General features: G+C 64.7%; 20 protein-coding genes and 1 tRNA gene. 17 read left to right on the forward strand and 4 right to left on the reverse strand.

Going from position 1 to position 24,568, the window contains the following annotated elements:
* The first annotated feature begins 189 nt into the window (after positions 1-189).
* Positions 190-2,751, forward strand: a complete 2,562-nt coding sequence (locus FJ951_RS27580) for a DNA translocase FtsK (protein ID WP_140518240.1) — start codon at positions 190-192, stop codon at positions 2,749-2,751.
* Between the two features lie 73 nt (positions 2,752-2,824).
* On the opposite strand, the gene fsa is transcribed toward FJ951_RS27580, so the two are convergent.
* Positions 2,825-3,481, reverse strand: coding sequence for a fructose-6-phosphate aldolase (fsa, locus tag FJ951_RS27585; protein WP_140518241.1), 657 nt, complete (start codon positions 3,479-3,481; stop codon positions 2,825-2,827).
* Between the two features lie 90 nt (positions 3,482-3,571).
* On the opposite strand from fsa, the gene FJ951_RS27590 reads away from it, so the two are divergent.
* The 8 genes from FJ951_RS27590 (at position 3,572) to FJ951_RS27635 (ending at position 12,647) form a co-directional block, all read left to right on the forward strand.
* Positions 3,572-5,755: a primosomal protein N' gene (locus tag FJ951_RS27590; protein WP_140518242.1), complete on the forward strand. Its 2,184-nt coding sequence runs from the start codon at positions 3,572-3,574 to the stop codon at positions 5,753-5,755.
* A gap of 270 nt (positions 5,756-6,025) precedes the next feature.
* Positions 6,026-6,721 carry an aspartate/glutamate racemase family protein gene (locus FJ951_RS27600; protein ID WP_140518244.1) on the forward strand — a complete coding sequence of 232 codons (696 nt, stop codon included), beginning with the start codon at positions 6,026-6,028 and terminating at the stop codon, positions 6,719-6,721.
* Positions 6,722-6,816: 95 nt separating this feature from the next.
* Entirely contained in the window at positions 6,817-7,212 is a 396-nt protein-coding gene (locus tag FJ951_RS27605; protein ID WP_140518245.1) for a DUF4345 family protein, read from the forward strand.
* Positions 7,213-7,447: 235 nt separating this feature from the next.
* Positions 7,448-8,008 carry a F0F1 ATP synthase subunit delta gene (locus tag FJ951_RS27610; RefSeq protein ID WP_140492968.1) on the forward strand — a complete coding sequence of 187 codons (561 nt, stop codon included), beginning with the start codon at positions 7,448-7,450 and terminating at the stop codon, positions 8,006-8,008.
* Complete coding sequence (atpA, locus tag FJ951_RS27615) at positions 8,008-9,537, forward strand: F0F1 ATP synthase subunit alpha (protein WP_140492971.1); 1,530 nt, start codon at positions 8,008-8,010, stop codon at positions 9,535-9,537. The genes FJ951_RS27610 and atpA overlap by 1 nt, the downstream gene beginning before the upstream one ends.
* Before the next feature lie 46 nt (positions 9,538-9,583).
* Positions 9,584-10,468 carry a F0F1 ATP synthase subunit gamma gene (locus FJ951_RS27620; protein WP_140492974.1) on the forward strand — a complete coding sequence of 295 codons (885 nt, stop codon included), beginning with the start codon at positions 9,584-9,586 and terminating at the stop codon, positions 10,466-10,468.
* Positions 10,469-10,538: 70 nt separating this feature from the next.
* On the forward strand, positions 10,539-12,125 hold the full coding sequence (gene atpD, locus FJ951_RS27630) for a F0F1 ATP synthase subunit beta (protein WP_181165201.1): 1,587 nt from the start codon (positions 10,539-10,541) through the stop codon (positions 12,123-12,125).
* A 114-nt stretch (positions 12,126-12,239) separates the two neighbouring features.
* Positions 12,240-12,647, forward strand: a complete 408-nt coding sequence (locus tag FJ951_RS27635) for a F0F1 ATP synthase subunit epsilon (protein ID WP_140492977.1) — start codon at positions 12,240-12,242, stop codon at positions 12,645-12,647.
* 53 nt (positions 12,648-12,700) lie between these two features.
* Here FJ951_RS27635 and FJ951_RS27640 read toward each other — a convergent pair whose 3' ends face one another.
* Positions 12,701-14,191 (reverse strand): mannitol dehydrogenase family protein, encoded by a 1,491-nt coding sequence (locus tag FJ951_RS27640; protein WP_140518246.1) that lies wholly within the window; start codon positions 14,189-14,191, stop codon positions 12,701-12,703.
* A gap of 363 nt (positions 14,192-14,554) precedes the next feature.
* Between FJ951_RS27640 and FJ951_RS27645 the strand changes: the two genes are divergently transcribed.
* The 7 genes from FJ951_RS27645 to FJ951_RS27675 all read left to right on the forward strand — a co-directional run bounded on the left by FJ951_RS27645 (position 14,555) and on the right by FJ951_RS27675 (position 20,213).
* On the forward strand, positions 14,555-15,532 hold the full coding sequence (locus FJ951_RS27645; RefSeq protein ID WP_140492983.1) for a TRAP transporter substrate-binding protein: 978 nt from the start codon (positions 14,555-14,557) through the stop codon (positions 15,530-15,532).
* Between the two features lie 79 nt (positions 15,533-15,611).
* On the forward strand, positions 15,612-16,163 hold the full coding sequence (locus FJ951_RS27650) for a TRAP transporter small permease (RefSeq protein WP_140493500.1): 552 nt from the start codon (positions 15,612-15,614) through the stop codon (positions 16,161-16,163).
* Positions 16,164-17,444 carry a TRAP transporter large permease gene (locus tag FJ951_RS27655; protein ID WP_140518247.1) on the forward strand — a complete coding sequence of 427 codons (1,281 nt, stop codon included), beginning with the start codon at positions 16,164-16,166 and terminating at the stop codon, positions 17,442-17,444. It begins immediately after the preceding gene.
* Between the two features lie 8 nt (positions 17,445-17,452).
* Positions 17,453-18,229, forward strand: coding sequence for a FadR/GntR family transcriptional regulator (locus FJ951_RS27660; RefSeq protein ID WP_140518248.1), 777 nt, complete (start codon positions 17,453-17,455; stop codon positions 18,227-18,229).
* A gap of 22 nt (positions 18,230-18,251) precedes the next feature.
* Entirely contained in the window at positions 18,252-19,103 is an 852-nt protein-coding gene (gene kduI / locus FJ951_RS27665) for a 5-dehydro-4-deoxy-D-glucuronate isomerase (RefSeq protein WP_140518249.1), read from the forward strand.
* Positions 19,100-19,864, forward strand: coding sequence for a 2-dehydro-3-deoxy-D-gluconate 5-dehydrogenase KduD (gene kduD, locus FJ951_RS27670; RefSeq protein ID WP_140518250.1), 765 nt, complete (start codon positions 19,100-19,102; stop codon positions 19,862-19,864). The genes kduI and kduD overlap by 4 nt, the downstream gene beginning before the upstream one ends.
* Positions 19,865-19,874: 10 nt before the next feature.
* The gene (locus tag FJ951_RS27675) at positions 19,875-20,213 is read left to right on the forward strand and encodes a cupin domain-containing protein (RefSeq protein ID WP_140518251.1); all 339 of its coding nucleotides are present in this window, start codon (positions 19,875-19,877) and stop codon (positions 20,211-20,213) included.
* A gap of 238 nt (positions 20,214-20,451) precedes the next feature.
* On the opposite strand, the gene FJ951_RS27680 is transcribed toward FJ951_RS27675, so the two are convergent.
* The gene (locus FJ951_RS27680) at positions 20,452-21,873 is read right to left on the reverse strand and encodes a coniferyl aldehyde dehydrogenase (RefSeq protein WP_140518252.1); all 1,422 of its coding nucleotides are present in this window, start codon (positions 21,871-21,873) and stop codon (positions 20,452-20,454) included.
* A gap of 189 nt (positions 21,874-22,062) precedes the next feature.
* Here FJ951_RS27680 and recQ point away from each other — a divergent pair, with 189 nt between their 5' ends.
* A complete protein-coding gene (gene recQ / locus FJ951_RS27685; RefSeq protein ID WP_140518253.1) occupies positions 22,063-23,904 on the forward strand; it encodes a DNA helicase RecQ in 1,842 nt (613 codons plus the stop codon).
* A gap of 79 nt (positions 23,905-23,983) precedes the next feature.
* Here recQ and FJ951_RS27690 read toward each other — a convergent pair.
* Positions 23,984-24,073, reverse strand: a tRNA-Ser gene (locus FJ951_RS27690).
* Positions 24,074-24,568: the final 495 nt, after the last annotated feature.

Below are 24,568 nucleotides of genomic sequence, written 5' to 3' on the forward strand. Positions count from 1 at the left end.
TCTCCGTTCGCCTTTAGCCGAAGCGCGCGGGTGTGTTGACGATCGTGGGATGACGATCGGCCGCACGGATCCGATCGTCCGACACCGCTGTGAAAGTCACGCTTCGCCGCTCTTGGGGGGCCGACGGGAAGCAACTGTTAACCACTCGCTCTCTATTGCTCAGCAGACATTTCAGCGTGAGTCTTGAGCATGGAATCCAAGCGTTTTCCTCGGGTCAGTTCATTGAAGGCAGCGTCGCCCGATGACCCCGGGGTGAAGCGTTTCACGGGTGTGGACAACAAGGCGGACAGCCAGCGGGCAAGAGCAGCAGGAGCCGGCCCTTCCCCATCCCCTGTCGATCTCGGCGGCAACGAAAGCCCTGCCTGGCAAGACTATTTCTTCCTGGCGCCCAATGTGCGGTTTACGCGCACGCCGGACTATGAAGCCAGCACGCGCCGTCCGCGGGACGAGGCGATTGCCGTCGAGCAAAGCGAATCACCAGCACCGCAGGCACCTGGCCAATCCACCGCGGCTGGGACGTCTTCATCGGCGCCGATACCAAGCCGAAACCTTTCTTCGGGCGCCGCCAGGCCGCCCGTCGGCAACAGAGCGGTGGTGCAACCGGCCCCGGCCCCCGTTCCGTCAGGGCATGCCGGCGAAAAGGCGCGGGCCGCCGCTACGCCTGCGGGCCACAGGATGACTGCGGCGGCGCGGGCGTCCGCACCGGCAGCGTCCGCCCAAGCAGCGACAGCCCCGGTCAAGACGACGGCGCGCGAAAATGTGCGCTGGCCCTATCTGTCGGATCACGTCTTTTTCGAGGTCATGGCGCCCTATTTGGTCGAAGGCCCGTCACCCGCGCCTCGGGCCGTTTCGGTTGCACGCACGACCGCGCCTGTGGTCACCGAGCGGATCGACAACCGCCCCGCGCCAACGGCCGATCCGACCGCGTTGTTCCGTGTCATCGAATGCCTTCCCGGGTCGCCAGCTCCGTCCGCCGTGCCGGATGTCCGTCCGGCCAACTCCAACCAGGCCGCGGTTCAGCCGGCGGCGAACCGCGTGCCGCAGCAAGCCCGGGCTCCGGCCGCAATTCCCGCCGTCGCAAGCAATGCCGTTCCGGCACTGGTCACGCAAAGTTTGGAGCAAGCCGTACCGGCTCCGGCTGCGCGCGCATCGTCGCGAGCGCCACTGGTCGGCAGGATCGTGCCGACCGCGACGGGCGAGACGTACGAACTCCCCTCAGAAGAATTGTTGCAGCAGCCGCCGGAGGGACAAGGCTTCTACATGTCGCAGGAGCGGCTCGAGCAGAATGCCGATCTTCTGGAAAGCGTGCTCGAGGATTTCGGCGTGCGCGGCGAGATCATCCATGTTCGCCCCGGTCCGGTCGTCACTCTCTATGAATTCGAGCCGGCGCCGGGCGTCAAATCCTCCCGCGTCATCGGTCTCGCCGACGACATCGCCCGCTCCATGTCGGCGATCTCGGCGCGCGTCGCCGTCGTGCCGGGCCGCAACGTCATCGGCATCGAGCTTCCGAACGAGGCGCGCGAAACCGTCTATTTCCGCGAGCTGATCGAATCGGAGGGCTTCCGCAAGACCGGCTGCAAGCTGGCGCTCTGCCTCGGCAAGACGATCGGCGGTGAGCCTGTCATCGCCGAACTGGCAAAGATGCCCCACTTGCTCGTTGCCGGCACCACCGGTTCCGGCAAGTCGGTTGCCATCAACACGATGATCCTGTCGCTGCTCTACCGGCTGAAGCCGGAGGAATGCCGGCTGATCATGGTCGATCCCAAGATGCTCGAACTCTCCGTCTATGACGGCATCCCGCATCTTCTGACCCCGGTCGTCACCGATCCAAAAAAGGCCGTTACCGCGCTCAAATGGGCGGTGCGCGAGATGGAGGACCGCTATCGCAAGATGGCGCGGCTCGGCGTGCGCAATATCGACGGCTACAATCAGCGCGCCGCCGCTGCCCGCGAAAACGGCGAGACGGTCGTCATGACCGTGCAGGCGGGCTTCGAAAAAGGCACCGGCGAGCCGCTCTTCGAGGAGCAGGAAATCGACCTCGCGCCAATGCCTTACATCGTCGTCATCGTCGACGAGATGGCCGACCTGATGATGGTCGCCGGCAAGGAGATCGAAGGCGCCATCCAGCGCCTGGCGCAGATGGCGCGCGCGGCCGGCATCCACCTGATCATGGCGACGCAGCGCCCCTCGGTCGATGTCATCACGGGCACGATCAAGGCCAATTTCCCGACCCGGATTTCCTTCCAGGTCACTTCCAAGATCGACAGCCGCACCATCCTTGGCGAGCAGGGCGCCGAGCAGCTGCTGGGTCAGGGCGACATGCTGCATATGATGGGCGGCGGGCGCATCGCCCGCGTGCACGGCCCGTTTGTCTCCGACGTGGAGGTCGAGCATGTTGTGGCGCATCTGAAGGCGCAGGGTCGCCCCGAATACCTGGAAACCGTGACGGCCGACGAGGATGAAGAGGAAGACGAAGGCGATGAGGGCGCGGTCTTCGACAAGGGCGCCGTTGCGTCGGAGGACGGCGATACCAGCTATGACGAGGCGGTCAAGGTGGTGTTGCGCGACAAGAAGTGCTCGACGTCCTACATTCAGCGCCGCCTCGGCATCGGCTATAACCGCGCCGCGTCCCTGGTCGAGCGCATGGAGAAGGAGGGTCTGGTCGGTGCACCAAACCATGTCGGCAAGCGCGAGATCATCATGGGCCGGCGCCCGCCGGTAACCGCAGCTGAGGATGACGGCACGGACTGACCGGCCTCTTGATCCGCAGCGCACGAAAAAAGGCCGGTTGCCCGGCCTTTTTTCGTGTCGGATATAAGCTCGCTCAGCCGATTTTCTGGCCGGTCTTGGCCCAGTCGGCGAGGAAGGCGGCAAGACCCTTGTCAGTCAGCGGGTGATTGACCAGCGCCTTCAGTGTCGCGGGCGGCGCGGTGACGATATCGGCGCCGATGAGCGCCGCCTGCTTGACGTGGTTCACGGTGCGCACGGAAGCCGTCAGGATCTCGGTCTGGAAATCGTAATTGTCGTAGATCTGACGGATCTCCTGGATCACTTCCATGCCGTCCGAGCCGGTATCGTCGATGCGGCCGACGAAGGGCGAGATGAAGGAGGCGCCTGCCTTGGCGGCGAGCAGCGCCTGGTTGGCCGAGAAGCAGAGCGTGACATTGACCATGCGGTTCATCTGGGTGCGGATCGTCTTGCAGGCCTTCAATCCATCCAGCGTCAACGGCACCTTGATGGCGACATTCGGCGCGATCTTGGCCAGCACCTCGGCCTCCGCCATCATCTGCTTGTATTCGGTGGCTACGACCTCGGCCGAAACCGGACCTTCGACGATGTCGCAGATTTGCTTGGTGACCTCGGAGATCTTGCCGCCCGATTTGAGAATCAGCGACGGGTTGGTGGTGACGCCGTCGAGCAGCCCCAGATCAATCAGTTCGCGGATTTCCTTGATGTCGGCGGTGTCGGCAAAAAATTTCATGGCGGTCTCCTGACGATTTCCTCGTGCTTGGGAAGGCACGTTCAGCGTTGCCCTTTGATCTAGAGCAAAGTCGGGGCAAGGTCACGCCTCATGATCGAAGATTCGCCCTTTGTCGCAGCCGCACCGGTGCTGGTGCCGATGCCGGCCGAACGCCCCTACACCTATGCCGTGCCCGCCGGCATGCGGGTGGTGCCGGGCTCGATCGTGCGCGTGCCGCTCGGCCCCCGCCAGGTCGCCGGCATCGTGTGGGACGGCGCGGTCGAGACGGTCGACGCGAAAAAGCTGCGCCCGATCGAACAGGTCTTCGACTGTCCGCCGATCGATCGGGCGATGCGCCGTTTCGTCGACTGGGTGGCGCAGTATACGCTGTCGGCGCCGGGCATGGTGGCGCGCATGCTGCTGAGGGCGCCGGAGGCCTTCGATCCGGAACCGTGGATCGAGGGATTGCAGCGAACCGCGGCCGTTCCGGACCGGATGACGGATGCGCGGGCCCGCGTGCTGGAGACGGCCGAAGGCGGACTGGCCTGGACGCGATCCGGCCTTGCCCATGCGGCCGGCGTGTCGTCGACGGTAATCGAAGGGCTGAAGGCGCAAGGCGTGTTCGAAACGGTGATGATCCCGCCGCGGCCCGTGGTGGCGGAGCCCGACCCAGCCTACGCCGCGCCGGAATTGATGCCCGACCAGAACGAAGCCGCGCGGCTGCTGCGCGCCAATGTCGCGGGCAGCGGCTTCAACGTCGCACTGCTCGACGGCGTCACTGGTTCGGGCAAGACGGAGGTTTATTTCGAGGCGGTGGCGGCGGCACTCGACCGGGGCAAGCAGGTGCTGATCCTGCTGCCCGAAATCGCATTGACCCACGCTTTCCTCGAACGGTTCCAGCAGCGTTTTGGCGCCAAGCCCGCCGAATGGCACTCCGACCTGCCGCCGAGGATGCGCGAACGCGTCTGGCGGCAGGTGGCGGAAGGCGGCGTGCGGGTCGTGGCCGGCGCACGCTCGGCGCTGTTCCTGCCGTTCAAGGAGCTTGGCCTGATCGTCGTCGACGAGGAGCACGACCCCGCCTACAAGCAGGAAGACCGCGTCTTCTACAATGCCCGCGACATGGCTGTCGTGCGCGGCCATATAGGTGGCTTCCCCGTGGTGCTGGCATCGGCGACGCCATCGGTCGAGAGCCGCGTCAATGCCAGCCAGGGCCGCTACGCCAGGGCGGTGCTGTCCGCCCGCTTCGCCGAGGCGGCACTTCCCGACCTGAAAGCGATCGACATGCGGCGCGCGCCGCCGGCGCGCGGCGGCTTCCTGTCGCCGGTGCTGCTCGACCATATGCGACGGACGCTGGAGAGGAAGGAACAATCGCTTTTGTTCCTCAACCGGCGCGGCTATGCGCCGCTGACGCTGTGCCGCGTCTGCGGTCACCGCTTCGGTTGCCCGGTCTGCTCGGCCTGGCTGGTCGAGCACCGCTTTCGCGGCCAGCTCGTCTGCCACCATTGCGGGCACAATGAGCGCCGTCCGGAAGCCTGTCCGGAATGCGGCACGCTCGATCATCTGGTCGCCTGCGGGCCGGGCGTCGAGCGCATCGCGGAGGAAGTCGTCACCCATTTCCCGGATGCGCGCACAATCGTTTTGTCGTCGGATCTGATGGGCGGCGTGCGGCGGCTGCGGCTGGAGCTGGAAGCCATCGCCAATGGCGAGGCCGACATCGTCATCGGCACGCAGCTCGTCGCCAAGGGGCACAATTTCCCCAACATGACCTTGGTTGGTGTCGTCGATGCCGATCTCGGCCTTGCCAATGGCGATCCGCGCGCCGCCGAGCGCACCTTCCAGCTGCTCAGCCAGGTGACCGGCCGCGCCGGGCGCACCGGCAAGAAGAGCCTCGGCCTGCTGCAGACCTTCCAGCCCGACCATCCGGTGATGCGGGCGATCGTCTCCGGCGATGCCGATGCGTTCTACGAGCGCGAGATTTCCGAGCGCGAGCGGGCGGCTCTGCCACCCTTCGGCCGGCTCGCCGGCGTCATCGTCAGCGCGGTGACGCGGGCGGAAGCCGAGGGCCATGCACGCGGCCTGCGCCGTGCCGCGCCGGAGGCATCCGACCTGTTCGTGCTCGGGCCGGCCGAAGCGCCGCTGTCGCTGCTCGGCGGCCGTCACCGTTTCCGCCTGCTGATCCAGGGCGAGCGCCGCGCCGACATGCAAGGGTTTATCCGGACCATGCTCGCCAACGGGCCGAAGCAGCGCGGCTCGGTCCGGGTGCAGGTCGACATTGATCCGCAGAGCTTTTTGTAAGGTCGCTCAGCTTTCGCGCGGATTGCTGGTCGTGTCCTTCAGTTCGTTGCCTAAACTCTTCAGGATAGAGTCGACGGGCGTCCTCGATCGATATCACTATGGCCACGGGGCGTCCCCGCTTGGTGATTGTTGTCGGGCTGCCTTTGCTGGCTTCAGCGACCACGGCGCACAGTTCGCTGCGTGCTTTGCTGCTGGATTTTGTTTTCATCGAGTAGCCCTCAACATCGCCTTGGACTGTATCATAAGTCGCTGCAAGGAAAGGAAACCGTTTTGAAAACCCTTGGCCTTCTGGGCGGCATGAGCTGGGAATCGACGACGATCTATTATCGCCTGCTCAACGATCTCGTGAGGCAGCGTCTCGGCGGGCTGCATTCGGCGAAATTGCTGCTGTGGTCCTTCGACTTCGCCGAGATCGCCGAGCTGCAGCATCACGGGGACTGGGACGGCGCCGGCGCGCTTCTGGTCGATGCCGCGCGCAAGCTCGAGTCAGCTGGCGCGGAAGGCCTGCTTTTGTGTACCAACACCATGCACAAGCTCGCCGACCAGGTGCAGGCCTCGGTATCGGTCCCGCTGACCCACATCGCCGACGCCACCGCAGCCGCTGTCAAGGCGGCCGGCATGCGGCGCCCGGCGCTGCTCGCAACGCGGTTCACCATGGAGCAGGATTTCTACAAGCGCCGGCTTGCCGACACATATGGATTGCAGCCGATCGTGCCGGACCAGGCAGGACGCGACATGGTCCATCGCATCATCTATGACGAGCTCTGCCAGGGCATCGTCACCGAGCCATCGAAAACCGCCTATATCGCCGAGATCAACCGCCTGCGGCGCGATGAAAATGTCGACAGCGTGATCATGGGCTGCACCGAAATCACGATGTTGATCGGCCAGCAGGATTTCGACATTCCGGTCTTCGACACGACGCGCATCCATGCTGAAGCGGCGGTCGCCTTCGCGCTCTCCTGATGCGTTTGGCCTAAAGTGCCGGCCGCCATCTGGCGCGCGGCTTTTCCTCCGCTAGAATGCCCGCGATTTCAGAGCGGCATTTACGAGGGGACACTATGGATTTTGCGTTTCCATGGCCGGTGAGCCAGGGCGAATGGCTGGCCTGGTCGAGCGCCGTCGTCACGGTGCTGCTAGGCCTGGTGCTTTTCCTGGCGCCGGGGCTTGCCTTCCGCATTCTGCGCTTGCAGGTCAAGCCGGAGAAGGCGGCGGCGATCGCCGAAGGGCGCGGCCGCATGTCGGGCTTCTATCTCGGCGTCGGCCTGTGCTGCATCCTGCTGGCGCAGCCGCTGATCTACATGGCGCTCGGCTTCTCCTGGCTGTTCACCGCCTTCGGCCGGTTGCTGTCGATGATGTCGGATGGCGCCAACACGCCCTTCAACTGGGTTTCCATCGTCGTGGAACTGGCGCTGGCGGCGTTGCCGCTTGCCTTTGCCTTCGGCTTCCTGCCCTGAATCCGCAGGCAATCCAGGGACTTCGTCCCCGGATGCGACAATAGTGCCTGAAAACCATGCGGAACGACGCATTGCGGTCTTAAAAGGCCTGTGCTAGACGGCAATCGACTTTCGGCCGGGGATAGCGGAAGCCGCGCCTCCGTGCTTGAAAAAATGCAGTAAGGTCAAAGATTTAGCCAGAGTTTTCGCTCGCGCCAACAATCTGCGGCCTGTCAGACAAGAGAAAAGACGGTCCGTGGCCCAATCGTCATCGCCAATCTCAGGTGTCGCAGAACGCTATGCGGGTTCGCTGTTCGAACTGGCATCGCAGGCGAATTCCGTCGCCAAGGTCGAAGCCGACCTCAACAGTTTCGAGGCGATGCTCGCGGGCAGCGCCGACTTGACCCGGCTGATCAACAGCCCGGTGTTCTCCAGCGAGGACCAGGCCAAGGCCATCGCGGCGATCGCCGACAAGGCCGGGATCACCGGCCTGACCGGCAATTTCCTGCGCGTCGTCGCCAAGAACCGCCGGCTGTTCGCCGTGCCCGGCATGATCAGGGCATTCCGCCAGATCGCCGCCGAGCATCGTGGCGAGACGACCGCCGAGGTAACATCGGCTCACCAATTGAGCGCTGCCCAGCAGACTGAACTCAAGGCGGCGCTGAAGAGCGTTGCCGGCAAGGACGTTTCCATCTCCGTCACCGTCGATCCGTCGCTGCTCGGCGGGCTGGTGGTCAGGATGGGCTCGCGCCAGATCGATACGTCGCTCAAAACCAAACTCAATTCGCTCAAGCTTGCACTGAAAGAGGTCGGCTGATGGACATCCGCGCCGCGGAAATTTCCGCAATTCTGAAAGACCAGATCAAGAATTTCGGCAAGGAGGCCGAGGTCTCCGAAGTCGGACAGGTGCTGTCCGTCGGTGACGGTATCGCCCGCGTCTACGGCCTCGACAATGTCCAGGCCGGCGAGATGGTCGAATTCCCCGGCGGCATCCGCGGCATGGCGCTCAATCTCGAAGCCGACAATGTCGGCGTCGTCATCTTCGGCGCCGACCGCGACATCAAGGAAGGCGACACCGTCAAGCGCACCGGCGCGATCGTCGACGTTCCGGTCGGTCCGGGCCTGCTCGGCCGCGTCGTCGACGCGCTCGGCAACCCGATCGACGGCAAGGGCCCGATCAAGGCGACCGAACGCAAGCGCGTCGACGTCAAGGCGCCCGGCATCATTCCGCGCAAGTCGGTGCATGAGCCGATGTCGACGGGCCTCAAGGCCATCGACGCGCTGATCCCGGTCGGCCGCGGCCAGCGCGAGCTGGTCATCGGCGATCGCCAGACCGGCAAGACCGCCATCATCCTCGACACGATGCTCAACCAGAAGTCGGTGCACGACAACGGCCCCGAGAAGGAAAAGCTCTACTGCGTTTATGTCGCCGTCGGCCAGAAGCGCTCGACCGTGGCGCAGTTCGTCAAGGTGCTGGAAGAGCGCGGCGCGCTCGAATATTCGATCATCGTCGCCGCCACCGCTTCCGATCCGGCGCCGATGCAGTTCCTGGCGCCGTTCGCCGGCTGCACCATGGGCGAGTATTTCCGCGACAACGGCATGCATGCGCTGATCAGCTACGACGATCTGTCGAAGCAGGCCGTCGCCTATCGCCAGATGTCGCTGCTGTTGCGCCGCCCGCCGGGCCGCGAAGCCTATCCGGGCGACGTCTTCTACCTGCACTCGCGCCTGCTCGAGCGCGCCGCCAAGCTCAATGACGACATGGGCAACGGTTCGCTGACGGCGTTGCCGGTCATCGAAACCCAAGCCAACGACGTGTCGGCCTATATCCCGACCAACGTGATCTCGATCACCGACGGCCAGATCTTCCTCGAAACCAACCTGTTCTTCCAGGGCATCCGTCCAGCCGTCAATGTCGGCCTGTCGGTGTCGCGCGTCGGCTCCTCGGCGCAGATCAAGGCGATGAAGCAGGTTGCCGGCTCGATCAAGGGCGAGCTCGCGCAGTACCGCGAAATGGCGGCCTTCGCGCAGTTCGGCTCGGATCTCGATGCCGCCACGCAGCGCCTGCTCAACCGCGGTTCGCGCCTGACCGAGCTCCTGAAGCAGCCGCAGTTCTCGCCACTGAAGACGGAAGAGCAGGTCGCGGTGATCTTCGCCGGCGTCAACGGCTATCTTGACAAGCTGCCGGTCAACCAGGTCGGCAAGTTCGAGCATGGCCTGCTCAGCCACATGCGTTCGGCCGGCAAGGACGTCCTCGACGCCATCCGCAAGGAAAAGGCGCTGTCGGACGATCTGCGCGGCAAGCTGAAGGCCGAGATCGACGCTTTCGCCAAGACCTTCGCCTGAGCGAAGCGCCAGTCCGGATGAGACAAGACGGGATCAGGTTTGAAGCATGCCTTCATTAAAAGACCTTCGTAACCGTATCGCCTCGGTCAAGGCGACGCAGAAGATCACCAAGGCGATGCAGATGGTCGCCGCGGCGAAGCTGCGCCGTGCACAGGAGGCCGCGGAAGCGGCGCGCCCCTATTCGGAGCGCATGGGTTCCGTGCTGGCCAACATCACCCAGGCGATCGGCGGCGGTGGCGATGCCCCGGCGCTGATGACCGGCACCGGAAAGGACGACGTGCACCTGCTCGTTGTCTGCACGGCCGAGCGCGGCCTGTGCGGCGGCTTCAATTCTCAGATCGCCCGTCTTGCCCGCGACCACATCCGCAGGCTCCTGGCCGACGGCAAGCAGGTCAAGATCATCTGCGTCGGCAAGAAGGGTTTCGATATCCTGCGCCGCGACTATGCGTCGATGATCCTCGACCGGATCGACCTGCGCGAGGTCAAGACGCTCGGCTTCGTCAATGCCGACACGATCGCCCGCAAGGTCATCCACCTGTTCAATGAGGGCGGCTTCGACATCTGCACGCTGTTCTATTCGCAGTTCAAGTCGGTGATCAGCCAGGTTCCGACCGCGCAGCAGATCATTCCGGCCGCTGCTTCGTCCGCTCCGGCCGAGGCTGCTGACGGCGCCAGCGCCGTCTACGAATACGAACCCGAGCCGGGTGAAATCCTGTCCGAGCTCATTCCGCGCAACATCGCGGTGCAGATTTTCCGCGCGCTGCTCGAAAACGCGGCTGGCGAAATGGGCGCCAAGATGAGTGCGATGGACAACGCCACGCGCAACGCCGGCGAGATGATCAACAAGCTGTCGATCACCTACAACCGCCAGCGCCAGGCGCAGATCACCAAGGAACTGATCGAAATCATTTCGGGCGCCGAGGCGCTCTAGGCGCGGTTTCCCGGGGTCAACGACCTCGATCCGACCGCGCGAGAAACAAAGGACGAAAAGGGTAAAGACGATGGCGAAAGCAGCGACCCCCAAGACGGCGGCTCCCAAGGCGGCAGCCCCGGCCAAGGCGGCACCGGCAAAGGCTCCGGCCGCAGCAGCGAAGGCGGCTCCGGCCAAGAAAGCGGCAGCGCCGACCAGGGCCGCCGCGGTAAAAACCCCGGCCGTGGCCAGCAAGGCCACCGGCATCGTCGGCAAGGTCCGGCAGGTCATCGGCGCCGTGGTCGACGTGCAGTTCGGCGATCACCTGCCGCCGATCCTGAATGCGCTCGAGACCACCAATGTCGGCAACCGCCTGGTTCTCGAAGTTGCCCAGCATCTGGGTGAAAACACCGTGCGCTGCATCGCCATGGATTCCACCGAAGGCCTGGTGCGCGGCCAGGAAGTACGCGACACCGGCGGCCCGATCGCCGTGCCGGTCGGTCCGGGCATGCTCGGCCGCATCATCAACGTCATCGGCGAGCCGGTCGACGAAGCAGGCCCGGTCGACGCGGTCGAGTTGCGCTCGATCCACCAGCCGGCCCCGGCCTATATCGAACAGTCGACGGAAGCACAGATCCTGATCACCGGCATCAAGGTGCTCGACCTGCTCGCGCCCTACGCCAAGGGCGGCAAGATCGGCCTGTTCGGCGGCGCCGGCGTCGGCAAGACGGTGCTGATCCAGGAACTGATCAACAACATCGCCAAGGCGCATGGCGGCTATTCGGTGTTCGCCGGCGTCGGCGAGCGCACCCGCGAGGGCAATGACCTCTATCACGAGTTCATCGAATCCGGCGTCAACAAGAAGGGCGGCGGCGAAGGCTCCAAGGCGGCGTTGGTCTATGGCCAGATGAACGAGCCGCCGGGCGCGCGTGCCCGCGTCGGCCTGACCGGCCTGACGGTCGCCGAATATTTCCGCGACCAGGGCCAGGACGTGCTGTTCTTCGTCGACAACATCTTCCGCTTCACGCAGGCCGGTTCGGAAGTGTCGGCGCTGCTTGGCCGTATCCCGTCGGCCGTGGGCTACCAGCCCACGCTCGCCACGGACATGGGCGCCCTGCAGGAACGCATCACCACCACCACCAAGGGCTCGATCACCTCGGTGCAGGCCATCTACGTGCCGGCCGACGACTTGACCGACCCGGCGCCGGCGACCTCGTTCGCCCACCTCGACGCGACGACGACGCTCAACCGCTCGATCGCCGAAAAGGGCATCTATCCGGCCGTCGATCCGCTGGATTCGACCTCGCGCATGCTCGACCCGCTGGTGGTCGGCGAAGAGCATTATGCCGTCGCGCGCCAGGTGCAGTCGATCCTCCAGCGCTACAAGTCGCTGCAGGACATCATCGCCATCCTGGGCATGGACGAGCTGTCGGAAGAGGACAAGCAGACGGTGGCCCGCGCCCGCAAGATCGAGCGCTTCCTGTCGCAGCCCTTCTTCGTCGCCGAAGTGTTCACCGGCGCGCCGGGCAAGCTGGTCGACCTCGCCGACACCATCAAGGGCTTCAAGGGCCTCTGCAACGGTGACTACGACCACCTGCCGGAAGCCGCCTTCTACATGGTCGGCGGCATCGAGGAAGCGGTCGAGAAGGCACAGCGTCTCGCGGCTGAAGCGGCTTAATCAAGGGAATAGGGAGTAGTCAGTAGTCAGTAGTGAATGGCAGGCAGGTGACCGGGGGCAATTGCCCTTTCTCCCTACTTCCCTACTCACTATTCCCTACTCGCTAAATTGATCATGGCAGAAGCTTTCAAGTTCGAACTGGTCTCGCCGGAGCGCCTGCTGGTTTCCGCAGAGGTCGAGGCAGTCGTCATTCCGGGTGCGGAAGGCGAGATGACTGTCATGGCGCATCACGCACCGGTCATGACCACGATCAAGCCGGGGGTCGTCACGGTGAAGGCCGCATCGGGCGGTGAAGAGCGTTACGTCGTCTTCGGCGGTTTCGCCGACATCGTTCCGGCCGGCTGCACGCTGCTGGCGGAATCGGCTGTCGCGGTGAAGGATGTCGACCGCGCCGATCTCGCGCGCCGCATCCAGGAAGCCAGGGAAGACGCCGCCGACGCCAAGGACGACCGGTCGCGCACGAAGGCCGAACAATTCCTCAGCCAGCTCACCACGCTGGAAGGCGCCATCCTGCCGGCTTGAGGCTGGCACCAGTAGTCGACTGAAAAGCGGGGCCTTGCCTCGCTTTTTTGTTTTTAAATGCCCAATGCCGCGAAGGCCTGAGCCGGTCCGCCACGGCGCAACTGCTCGAGATGGACGGCCGCAAGGTCCATCAATCCTGGCCGCTCAGGCGCCCCGGTCGCGAAGCCGGCGAGATCGAACACTGCCGCGACGGTTTCGGCAGCGGGCAGATTCCGGTCAATGATCGCCGTCATCGGCATGTCAAGCGGATCGGTAAAATGGCCGTCGGGCAGGGATTTGCCGCGCGCTTCGCAGGCGGCGATCCAGGCGGCAACCGCCAGCATGAGATGTCCGGGCGCGGCGCCTGAATGGAGGCGCTCGATCGCGGAGGCCATGATGCGCTGCGGCAGTTTCTGGCTGCCGTCATTGGCGATCTGCGCGGTGCGGTGGGCAAGTGCTGTGTTGGAGAAACGCTGGGCAAGCTCTGCCGTATAGCTCGCGGTATCCAGCCCGGCATCGGTGGGCAGCGTCGGGATTGCCTCGGCCCACAGCGCATCGACAAAGCGCCTGATCGCCGGATCGGCGAAGGCGCGGTCGACGGTGGCGTGTCCGCTGAGCAGGCCGAGATAGGCAATGGCCGAATGCGCTCCATTGAGCAGTCTCAGCTTCATGTCCTCGAAGGGCCTGACATCCCCGACCATGGTGACGCCGAACTTTTCCCAGGCCGGGCGGCCTGCCGGAAAATTGTCCTCGACCACCCACTGGCGGAACGGCTCGGTCATGACCGGCCAGGCGTCGTCGACGCCGAGCTCGAGAGCGATCCGCGCCCGGTCGGCATCGGTCGTGGCCGGCACGATGCGATCGACCATGCTCGAGGGAAACGCGACCTCGTCGGCGATATGGCCGGCAAGCCTGGTAGCGCCCTTCTCACCGAGGCTGGCATCGCGCAGCGTGGCGAATTCCACCAGCAGCCTGTGCAAGGTCGCCCCGTTGGCAGGCAGGTTGTCGCAGCAGAGCACGGTGAAGGGCTGCAAGCCGGTCGCGCGACGGCGTGCAAGCGCCTCGGCCAGAAAACCGTGCGCGGTCTTCGGCAGATGCGGGTTCGCCAGATCGTGGGCGATATCAGGGTGGGCTGCGTCGAGCCCGCCGCCGGCGGCCCGCAGATAGGCTTTCTCGGTGATGGTCAGCGTCACGATGCGGGTGCGCGGATCGGTCAGCGCGGCCAGCACGGCGGCGGGATCTTCCGGCGCCACCAGCATCGCGCCGATGGAGCCGATGACATGAAGACTTTCCTCGCCCCCGCTGCGGATCGCCAGCGTGTAGAGCCCGTCCTGCGGCGCCAGCGCATCGCGCGTCTCGGCACTGCGCAGCGACACGCCGACGATGCCCCAATCCGTTTCTCCGGCAGCCAGGCAATCGTCGACATAGGCTGCCTGGTGGGCGCGATGAAAGGCGCCGACCCCCAGATGCACGATGCCTTGCGTGACCGATGCGCGATCAAAACGCGGCACGGCGATCCTCGCCGGCAACGTCGTGATCGTATCCTTCGAAAGACGCCTGTTCATTGCTGTGCGAAGTCCCCGATTGGCCTTTGGGAGCCGCCCCGTAAGGTCGGCGAAGGAGAAACGGCAGCGGCGTAACATCCACTGCCGTCCCACACAATGGCCGGTTGCCGATCCAAAGTCATCATACAACAATCCATTTTTTGTATGTTGACATTATTTCCTTGCGACCCTACCGATAGCGCCTCTTGGGAGGATCACCGTGGCACTGACAGATGCGGATTTGCTGCTTAGCACCGACGCGCGTCCACGCTCGCTCGCCCGCACCGGATGCTGACCGAAATGGCCAAGATTGAGCAGGGATGACGGGCTGGTGATGCGCCGGCTCTGAGCCGGCGCCTTGATTTTTGAAAAAGGGAGGAAAGCATGTTGCATTTTTCGAAATTGACGGCGGCTACATTCGCGTTCGGCTCGCTGCTGATTGGCATCGCCAACGCGCAAACCGTGCTGCGGTCGGCCGACACGCACCCCGACGGCTATCCGACGGTCGAGGCGGTGAAATACATGGGCGAGCTGATCAAGCAGCGCACCGATGGCCGCTATTCGGTCGAGGTCTATCATTCGGCGCAGCTCGGCGAGGAGAAGGACACGATCGAGCAGACCCAGACCGGCGTCATCGACCTCAACCGTGTCTCGATGGGGCCGTTCAACGGCATCGTGCCGGAAACCGCGGTGCCGTCGCTGCCCTACATATTCCGCTCGGTCGAACATATGCGCCATGTCATGGACGGGCCGATCGGCGACGACATCCTGAAAGCTTTCGAGGCACATGACCTGGTCGGTCTGGCCTTCTACGATTCCGGCGCGCGCTCCTTCTACAACACCAAGAAGGACATCGCCTCGATCGCCGATCTGAAGGGCATGAAATTCCGCGTCATCCAGTCGGACGTGTTCGTCGACATGGTCAACGCACTGGGCGCCAACGCCACGCCAATGGCTTATGGCGAAGTCTATTCGGCACTTGAGACCGGCGTCATCGACGGCGCGGAAAACAACTGGCCGAGCTTCGAATCCGCCAAGCACTATGAGGTCGCCAAGCACTACACGCTCGACCAGCACCAGATCGTTCCGGAAGTGCTGGTGATGGCGAAGGCGAGCTGGGACAAGCTCTCGCCGGAAGACCAGGCGATCGTGCGCCAGGCGGCCAAGGACAGCGTCGTCAAGATGCGCGAACTGTGGGACGCGCAGGAGAAGAAATCCCGCGACATCGTCGAAAAGGCAGGCGTCAAGGTCAGCGAGATCGACAAGCAGCCGCTGATCGACGCGATGAAGCCGGTCTACGACAAATACCTGTCGACGCCGGCGCTGAAGGACCTCGCCGCCCGCGTCCAGGCAACCAAGTGAAGTCGGCCGCGGGGCGGGCAATGCACGCCGTCCCGCGCCTTCGTGACCGGCCGGCGATCGGGAGGATCAGATGGCGACAATGACAAGCAGCGCGGCGCCGCCACGGTTCAGCGTCGTGCTTTCGAGGATCTGCGACGGGGCACTCTACCTGGCCGGCATCGGCTTGGTCGCCATGACCGCGCTCGTCGCCTATCAGGTCTTCTTCCGCTTCGTGCTCAATTCGTCGCCGAGCTGGACCGAAACCAGCGCCATCATGCTGATGAACTGGTTCATCTTCCTCGGCGCCGCCGTCGGCGTGCGGGAGAACTACCATATGGGGTTCGACGTGCTGCTTTATGTCCTGCCGAAAGGCAGCAAGGGAGCGTTGCGCACGCTGTCCGACCTGATCGTGCTCGGCTTCGGATTCGGCATGGTCTGGTACGGCTGCAAGCTTGTCGGCCTGACCTGGCACACCATCATCCCGGCGCTCGAGCTGCCGGGCGGCTTCGACTATCTGCCGCTGGTCGCCGGCGGCGTGCTGATCTGCCTGTTCTCGGCCGAGCGCATCGCGCTGCGCTGGTCGGGCGTCGATATCGACAAGGACATCAATCTCGAGGACGTGCCGGAGATGCCGGCGGTGCAGGAGGCCTAGATGGAGCTCTGGATCCTGTTCGGCGTCTTCACGCTGCTGATGTTCGGCGGCACGCCGATCGCGTTCTGCCTCGGTGCGGCCTCCTTCGCCACCGTGCTCTATCTCGGCCTGCCGCCCCTGGTCGTGTTCCAGCAAATGAAGTCGGGCATGAGCGCGTTCTCCCTGATGGCGATCCCGTTCTTCATCTATGCCGGCGATCTGATGGTGCGCGGCGACATCGCGCAGCGCATCGTTTCCTTTGCCGGCTCCCTGGTCGGCCATGTCCGAGGCGGTCTCGGCCAGGTCAACATCATCGCCGGCACGCTGTTCGGCGGCATTTCCGGCTCGGCCGTGGCCGAGGCCGCGGCCGTCGGCGGGCTGATGATCCCGCAGATGAAGGCACGCGGCTATGGCGCCGACTATGCCGTCAACGTCACCTCGATGGCGGCGCTGATCGCGCTGCTTTTGCCGCCATCGCAGAACATGATCATCTATTCGATCGCCGGGGGCGGCAAGATTTCGATCGCCGACCTGTTCACCGCCGGCATACTACCGGGCCTTTTGTTCGCCGCCTCGCTGATGGTCACCGCCTATTTCGTCGCCCGCAGCCGCGGCTATCCGGTCGAGGCCTTCCCCGGTTTTTCGCGCGTCGGGCAGCTGGCGCTCATCGCTATTCCCGGACTGCTCCTGATCGGCATCATCTTCGGCGGCGTCCGCTCCGGAATCTTCACAGCGACGGAGAGTTCGTGCATCGCCATTCTCTACGCCTTGCTTGTTACCGTCCTCGTTTACCGTTCGATGGGCTGGAGCGATTTCGTCCACGCCACCAAGGGCGCCGTGCGCACCACTTCGATGGTGCTGTTGATCATCGGTACGGCGGCTTCTTTCAGCTGGCTGATGGCCTATCTCAAAGTGCCGGTGCTGCTGATCGCCGGCATGAATGCGATCTCCACCGATCCGCTCGTCGTGCTGCTGCTGCTCAATGTCCTGATGCTGGTGCTCGGCACCTTCATGGACATGGGACCGATGATCATCATCTGCACGCCGATCTTCCTGCCGCTGGTCACGCATTATGGCGTGGATCCCGTGCATTTCGGCGTCATCACCATCCTCAATCTCGGCATCGGGCTGAACACGCCGCCGGTCGGCACGGTGCAGTTCGTCGCCTGCGCCGTCGGCAAGATCACGGTCTGGGAAGCGATGCGCTCGATCTGGCCGTTCTATGGCGCCGGTATCGTGGTTCTCGGGCTGGTGACGTATATTCCGGCCATCTCGCTCTGGTTGCCGAGCGTGTTCAAATAGAGGACGACATGGCATTGGATAGCGCAACCGACCTCAGGGTCGAGAGAAAACCCAAACTGTCGGAGACCGTCGTCGCGGCAATTCGCAGGCAGCTTCAGGCAGGCGAGATCCTGCCCGGCCACAAACTGCCGACCGAGGGCCAGTTGACCGAAACCTTCGGCGTCAGCCGCACCGTCATCCGCGAAGCCCTGGCCAAGCTCGCCGCCGATGGCCTGGTCGAGCCGCGGCAGGGCGCCGGCGTCTTCGTCACAGAGCACATCTCGACGATGTTCGGGGCGCTCGCGGCCGATATGGGCAGCAAGGATTCGATCGCACTCAACGTGCTCGAAGTGCGGCTCGCCATCGAGATCGAATCGGCCGGGCTCGCCGCTATCCGCCGCAACGCGGCCCAGGAAGCGGCGATCCAGGAAGCCTTCTTCGAGTTCGAGCGGCTGTTGCTCGCCAGCGAGCCGACCGGTCCGGCCGATCTCGCCTTCCATCGCGCCATCGCCAGCGCCACCAATAACCCGTTCTATGTCGAGATGCTCGACGTGCTCGGCCGGCGCGCCATTCCGTGCGATGTGACCTCGCCCTGGTCGACCGAGCTTGTGCAGTCCGACAGCTATCAGCGCGGGCTGCAGCGTGAGCACCTGGTGATCCTGAACGCGATCACATCGGGCGATGCCGAAGCCGCGCGCGAGGCGATGCGCACGCACCTCTCGGCCAGCCAGCAGCGCTATCGCGAGCGCCTGCATGCGCGGCAGGTCTATTATTCCGACTCGGTCAAGGCGGCCGGCGGCGAATGATCCATCTCAAGTCAGGACAGCAATGAGCCAGAACCATACCGACTACACATCGCGCTTTGCCATCGACCCCGCCGCCGCCGCGGCCATGGGGACCGACGAGTTGCGCCACAATTTCCACATCGAAGACCTGTTCCAGCCCGGCCGCGTCAGCCTGACCTACACACATTACGACCGCATGATCGTGGGCGGCGCGATGCCGGCCGGCGCGCCGCTTCGGCTGGAGGCAATCAAGCCGACTGGAACGAAAGGCTTTCTCGAGCGCCGCGAGTTGATCGCCGTCAATATCGGCGGCGCCGGCACGATCGAAGCCGGAGGCCAGCTCCATGAGTTGCAGGTACGCGACATGCTCTATCTCGGCATGGGCACGCAGGATGTGTCGTTTGCCTCAGTCGACAAGGCGGCGCCGGCAAAGTTTTATCTGCTCAGCGCGCCGGCGCATCAAACCTTTCCCAGCCGGCTGATCCGCATCGGTGACGCCAGGCGTCTCGATCTCGGCAGCAAGGAGGCCTGCAATGAACGCTCGATCTTCCAGTTCATCCATGCCGACGGGGCCAGGACCTGCCAGCTCGTCGTCGGGATGACGCAACTCGCGCCGGGCTCCATCTGGAACACCATGCCGTGCCATGTGCACGACCGGCGCATGGAGGCCTATCTCTATTTCGACCTGCCGGAGGCGGCGCGCGTCTTCCATTTCATGGGCGAGCCGGACGAGACCCGCCATATCGTCATGCGCAACGAGGAGGCCGTGCTGTCGCCCGGCTGGTCGATCCATTCAGGCGCCGGCACCTCCAGCTATGCCTTCATCTGGGCGATGGCCGGCGACAATGTCGACTACACCGATGTCGATCCGGTTGCGATGGAAGACCTGCGGTGAGCGATTTCTCCGCCTTCAGCCTGACCGGTCGGCGCATCCTCGTCACCGGCGCCAACACCGGAATCGGCCAAGGCATTGCCGTCTCGATCGCGCGCGCCGGCGGCATGGTCGTCGGCGTCGGCCGCTCCTCGATGGATGAGACGGCCGCAAGGATCGCCGCGGCGGGCGGTCGGTTCGAGGCGGTCGCGGCCGACCTTGCCGACACATCCGCCGCAGGTCCGATGCTGGAGCGCGTCTGGGACGAAAGCGGGCCGCTCGACGGGCTGGTCAACAATGCCGGCATCATCCGGCGCGCCGACGCCGTCGATCTCTCGGAAGCCGATTGGGACGAGGTGCTCGACCTCAACCTGAAGACGGCTTTTCTGCTCTGCCAAGGCTTCGCCAGGCGCGTCCTTGCCGGCGGACGCAGGGGCAAGATCGTCAACATCGCCTCGGTGCTGAGTTTCCAGGGCGGCATCCGCGTCGCGTCCTACACCGCCTCGAAGCACGGCGTGCTCGGCATCACCCGGCTGCTCGCCTGCGAATGGGCAGCGAAAGGTATCAACGTCAACGGCATCGCGCCGGGCTATATCGAAACCAACAATACGCAGGCGCTGCGCGCCGATCCCGACCGCAGCGCCTCGATCCTGGCGCGCATTCCGGCCGGCCGCTGGGGCCGGCCGGAAGACATTGGCGATGCGGCGGCCTTCCTGCTGGCGTCGGCGTCGGACTATATGCATGGCGCGGTGGTGCCAGTGGACGGCGGCTGGCTGGCGCGATGAGGATATTGCGATGAGCGAAACGAAAATCTTCTCCCAGGCCGGCGCGGGCGCCTGGACGGCGACGCCGGATGGCAACAGGCGGCGCGTTCTCCTGCACACGGATGAACTGATGATGGTCGAGTTCGCCTTCGACAAGGGCGGCGTCGGCGCCCTGCATTCGCATCCGCATGTACAGGCAAGCTACGTCGCCGAGGGCCGCTTCGAGGTGACCATCGACGGCCGGACCGAAATCATCGAGACAGGCGGCAGCTTCATCGTGCCGTCAGGCCTGGTGCATGGCGTCAAGGCGCTCGAAGCCGGCCGGCTGGTCGACAGCTTTACGCCGCACCGCGCCGATTTCCTCGCCTGAGGGCCGGCCATGCGATGAGCGATGGACGCTCGTTTCGGCGCGCTGTTTCCAAATGAAAAACCCGCGCCTCCGGAGAGGCGCGGGTCTGTTGCCTGGGCGCTTGCGCGCCGCGGTACTCGAAACGTGGCCGCAGGAAATGGAGCCTGCCGAATCATGGTGAAGATAGGCTTAACGCGCGGACGCCATGTGATAGCGCCGCCATGTGATCGCGTCGCCGGCGGCGGGCGCCGCACGGCGTTCAAGTGATGTGCCTGAGCAGGCCGAAAAGCCGTTCGAAGGTCCTGCCATAGGGCGGACGCAGAAGGCTCCCCGCGCTCAAGCGCGACTGCAGGAAAACCGGCTTCACCTTGCTGAAGGTGCGAAAGCCCCATTCCCCGTGATAGGCGCCCATGCCGCTGGCGCCGACGCCGCCGAAGGGTTGGTTCTCCTGCACCAGATGCAGCATGCAATCGTTGATGGTGACGCCGCCGGCGATGGTCTCGTGCAGGATGCGTTGCTGGTTGCCGCCGTCTCGCCCGAACCAGTAGAGCGCCAGCGGCCGGTCGGCCCGGTTGACATGGGCGATGGCGTCGTCGATCCCGGCATATTCGAGGATCGGCAGCACCGGCCCGAAAATCTCTTCGCGCATCAGCCGCAGGTCGGGATCGGCGTTCCTGACCAGGGTCGGCGGCAATTTGCGGTCTGCGGCGCCGAACGCCTCGCCGGCCGGGTTGATTTCGATGACATCGGCGCCGGCGTCTCGGGCCTCCGCGATCATGGCCCGCAGGCGCTGATAATGCCGGTCGCTGACGATGGCGGTATAGTCCGGATTGTCGCGCAGGCTGGGGTAGAGCTTCGCCATAGCCGCCGCGAGTTTCTCTGCCACGATGCCTGACTGTCCCTTGGGCACCAGCAGGTAGTCCGGCGCGATGCAGGTCTGCCCGGCATTGAGGAGCTTGCCATAGGCGACGCTGGCCGCCGCCGCATCGAGGTCGCATGAGGGGTCGAAGATCGCCGGCGACTTGCCGCCGAGTTCCAGCGTGACCGGGGTCAGGTTGGCCGCGGCGGCCAATGCGACCTGGCGGCCGACGGCCGTCGAGCCGGTGAACAGCAGGTGATCGAAAGGCATCGACACGAATGCCTTGCCGACCTCAGCGTCGCCGGTGATGACGCTGAGTTCGTCCGGCGCGAAATGCTCGGCGGCCAGGCGCGCCAGCAGTGCTGAAAAGGCGGGCGTCAATTCGGATGGTTTGACCAGCACGCGATTGCCGGCGGCGAGCGCCGCAATGACCGGCGCGACGGCGAGCTGGAAAGGGTAATTCCAGGGCGATACGATGCCGACGACACCGAGCGGCTGCGCGACGAGCCGGTTCCTGCCCGGTAGGAACGGCAAGGTGGTGGCGACGCCGCGTTCCCGCATCCAGCCTTTTAGGTGGGACAGTGCGTGGCGGATGCCGGCCCGCACCACGAACAGTTCGGCAAGGCGGGTCTCATGCGCCGAGCGGCCGCCGAAGTCGGTGTCGATTGCCGCGCAGATGTCGGCCTCATGCCTCTCCGTGAGCGCCAGCAGCCGGGCGAGGTGATCCTTGCGGACATCGAGGCCCGGAAAGGGCTGCGCCTCGAAGGCGGCGCGCTGCTGCTTGAAGCGTTCGCCGAGAGCATCCTGTCTGGTCTGCAGCATCGCTCTCTCCCTGGTCGTCCCGGGCAAGCTTACATCGCAGCACGTGAGAGAATCCAGCAGGGGTGCTGATGTCGCAAGGGAAGGCACGAATTGGGGCCGGTGGACATGCCACCCCGCGCATCCGCGGATAGCGTTCCGGCGATCTTCGCTTTAAGAACGTTGCCTCAGCCAAACGGGGACCACTGCGAGATGCCAATATCGACGGCGAGCGTTCCGCCGGATGCACCAGACCCCAAGCAACGCGTGTTGAAGGACGTGTTCGGCTTCGACGATTTTCGTCCCGGCCAGGCCGAAATCATGGACGCGCTGCTGGGCGGACGCCATGTGCTGGCCGTCATGCCGACGGGTGCGGGCAAATCGCTCTGCTACCAGGTTCCGGCGCTGGTCCTGGGCGGCCTTGCCATCGTTGTCTCGCCGCTGGTTGCGCTGATGCAGGATCAGGTCGCGGCGTTGCGCCTTGCCGGCGTGGCGGCCGATACGATCAACTCCTCGATCGAGCGCGAGGCCAATGTCGCGGCATGGCGCCGTGTCGCCTCCGGCCAGACGCGCCTGCTCTACCTCGCGCCGGAGCGGCTGATGACGGAGCGGATGCTCGAGGCGTTGGCCAGGCTCGACGTCAGCCTGATCGCCGTCGACGAGGCGCATTGCATCTCGCAATGGGGCCCGGCGTTCCGGCGCGAATATGAGGATCTGTCGCGGCTGCGCTCCATTTTCCCGCGAGTGCCGATCATCGCGCTGACGGCGACGGCGGACGAGGCTACCCGCACCGATATCGAAGCGCGTCTGTTCGCCGGGCGCGCCGAAACCGTGGTGCTGGGTTTCGACCGGCCGAACATCAAGCTTGCCCTTGAGGCCAAGCAGGACAGCAAGCGCCAGTTGCTGCGCTTCGTCGAGCGTCACGCGGGCAAAAGCGGCATCGTCTACTGCCTGTCGCGCAAGAAGACCGAGGAGATGGCGGCTTTTCTCGAGAAGAACGGCGTGACCGCGCTCGCCTATCACGCCGGGATGAGCAAGGAGGCGCGTGAGGCGAACCAAAACACTTTCATGACGCTCTCCGGCGTCGTCATGGTGGCGACCATCGCCTTCGGCATGGGCATCGACAAGCCCGACGTCGCCTATGTCTTCCACACCGACCTGCCGGGCAGCCTCGAAGCCTACTATCAGGAGATCGGCCGCGCCGGCCGCGACGGGCGGGCAGCCGAGGCGCATATGCTCTACGGGCTCGGCGATATCCGCATGCGGCGCCTGTTCATCGACGACGAAGAATCATCACCTGAGCACAAGAGGCGCGGGCATCGCCGGCTCGATACGTTGATCGGCTATTGCGAGGCGGTACAGTGCCGTCGGCAGATCCTGCTCGGCTATTTCGGCGAACAGGCAGCGCCCTGCGGCAATTGCGACAACTGCCTCGACCAGGCGCCGCGCGCCGATGGCGGAGCGGAAGCGCGGATCATCCTGACGGCCGTCGCGCAGACCGGCGAGCGCTTCGGCGCCGCCCATGTCATCGACATACTGCTCGGCCACGAGACGGAGAAAGTACTGGCGAGAGGCCATCAAACGCTGACCAGTTTCCGGGCCGGCGCGGCGCATAGGAAAACGGTCTGGCTGTCGCTTATCCGGCAACTGGTCGCCGGCGGATTCCTTGTGCCGGATCCGGACGGCCATGGCGGCCTCGCCATTTCCGAAAGCGGCCGCGCCCTCGGGCGCGGCGAGGTTGCGTTCCATTATCGCGTCGAGATGCGGGACCCTCTCGCGCGCGGCAGGAAGCGATCCGGGGAAGGCTCCGCCGCCGGCGCCGAGGGTGTGGATGCATCGCTGCTGGGCGCGCTCAAGGCGCTGCGGCTGCGGCTGGCCAAGGAGCGGCAGGTGCCGGCCTATGTCGTGTTCTCCGACCGCACGCTGATCGACATGGCCGAACGCCGCCCGCGCGATCTCGACGCGTTCGCCGAGGTGAATGGCGTGGGAGCGGCAAAGCTTAGGGAATTCGGGGAAATTTTTCTGGGCGCAATCGCGGGACATCATCCGAATTGAGCTGAACCGGTTGGCGCGTCACGCCTTGGCTACAGCGGGCAAACTGTTACCCATGTCTCCGGGCTATACAGAAGCAGGATGGCGGAGAGGGAGGGATTCGAACCCCCGATGGGCTTGCACCCATGCCGCATTTCGAGTGCGGTGCATTCGACCACTCTGCCACCTCTCCGCGGTCATGGTCGGCCGTTGCCGGCGCGGCGCACTAGATAACGGCTGAACGGGCAGGTTACAAGGCCAAATCCGCCGGAAAGTCAGCTTGCGTCAGAGGCTGGCCCGGAGCGACGCGGTCCCGACCGCGGTAGACAATGTCAGCCACTTCGCCGGCCAGCAATCCGGCCAAGATTTCGAACTCGGGTTAACGAGGCCTGAGGACGCCAGTCCGGCAGTGCCGGCGACCTCCTAATAGGAATTTTTTCTTGACGGGGTGAAGGCAACTATGGTAGATATCTGGTCATGGTGCTGGGTTGCGCCAGGGACCCGCCGCACAGGCGGGTTTTTCCGTTCAAGGCTCCATCACCAGCGCCCCGACGAAGGCTCCGAAGGAACCCGTTAGCCCGGATTCGTTGCCCTGAGAATCTGGCCGTTTGCCTGTCGGTAGCTAATCAAGTTGTCCGGTTTGGTAGCACATGATCTGTCCGCTTCTGTTTTGGCGTCGAAGCGGTTC

It is taken from the genome of Mesorhizobium sp. B2-2-3 (genome assembly GCF_006442405.1).
Lineage (GTDB): Bacteria > Pseudomonadota > Alphaproteobacteria > Rhizobiales > Rhizobiaceae > Mesorhizobium.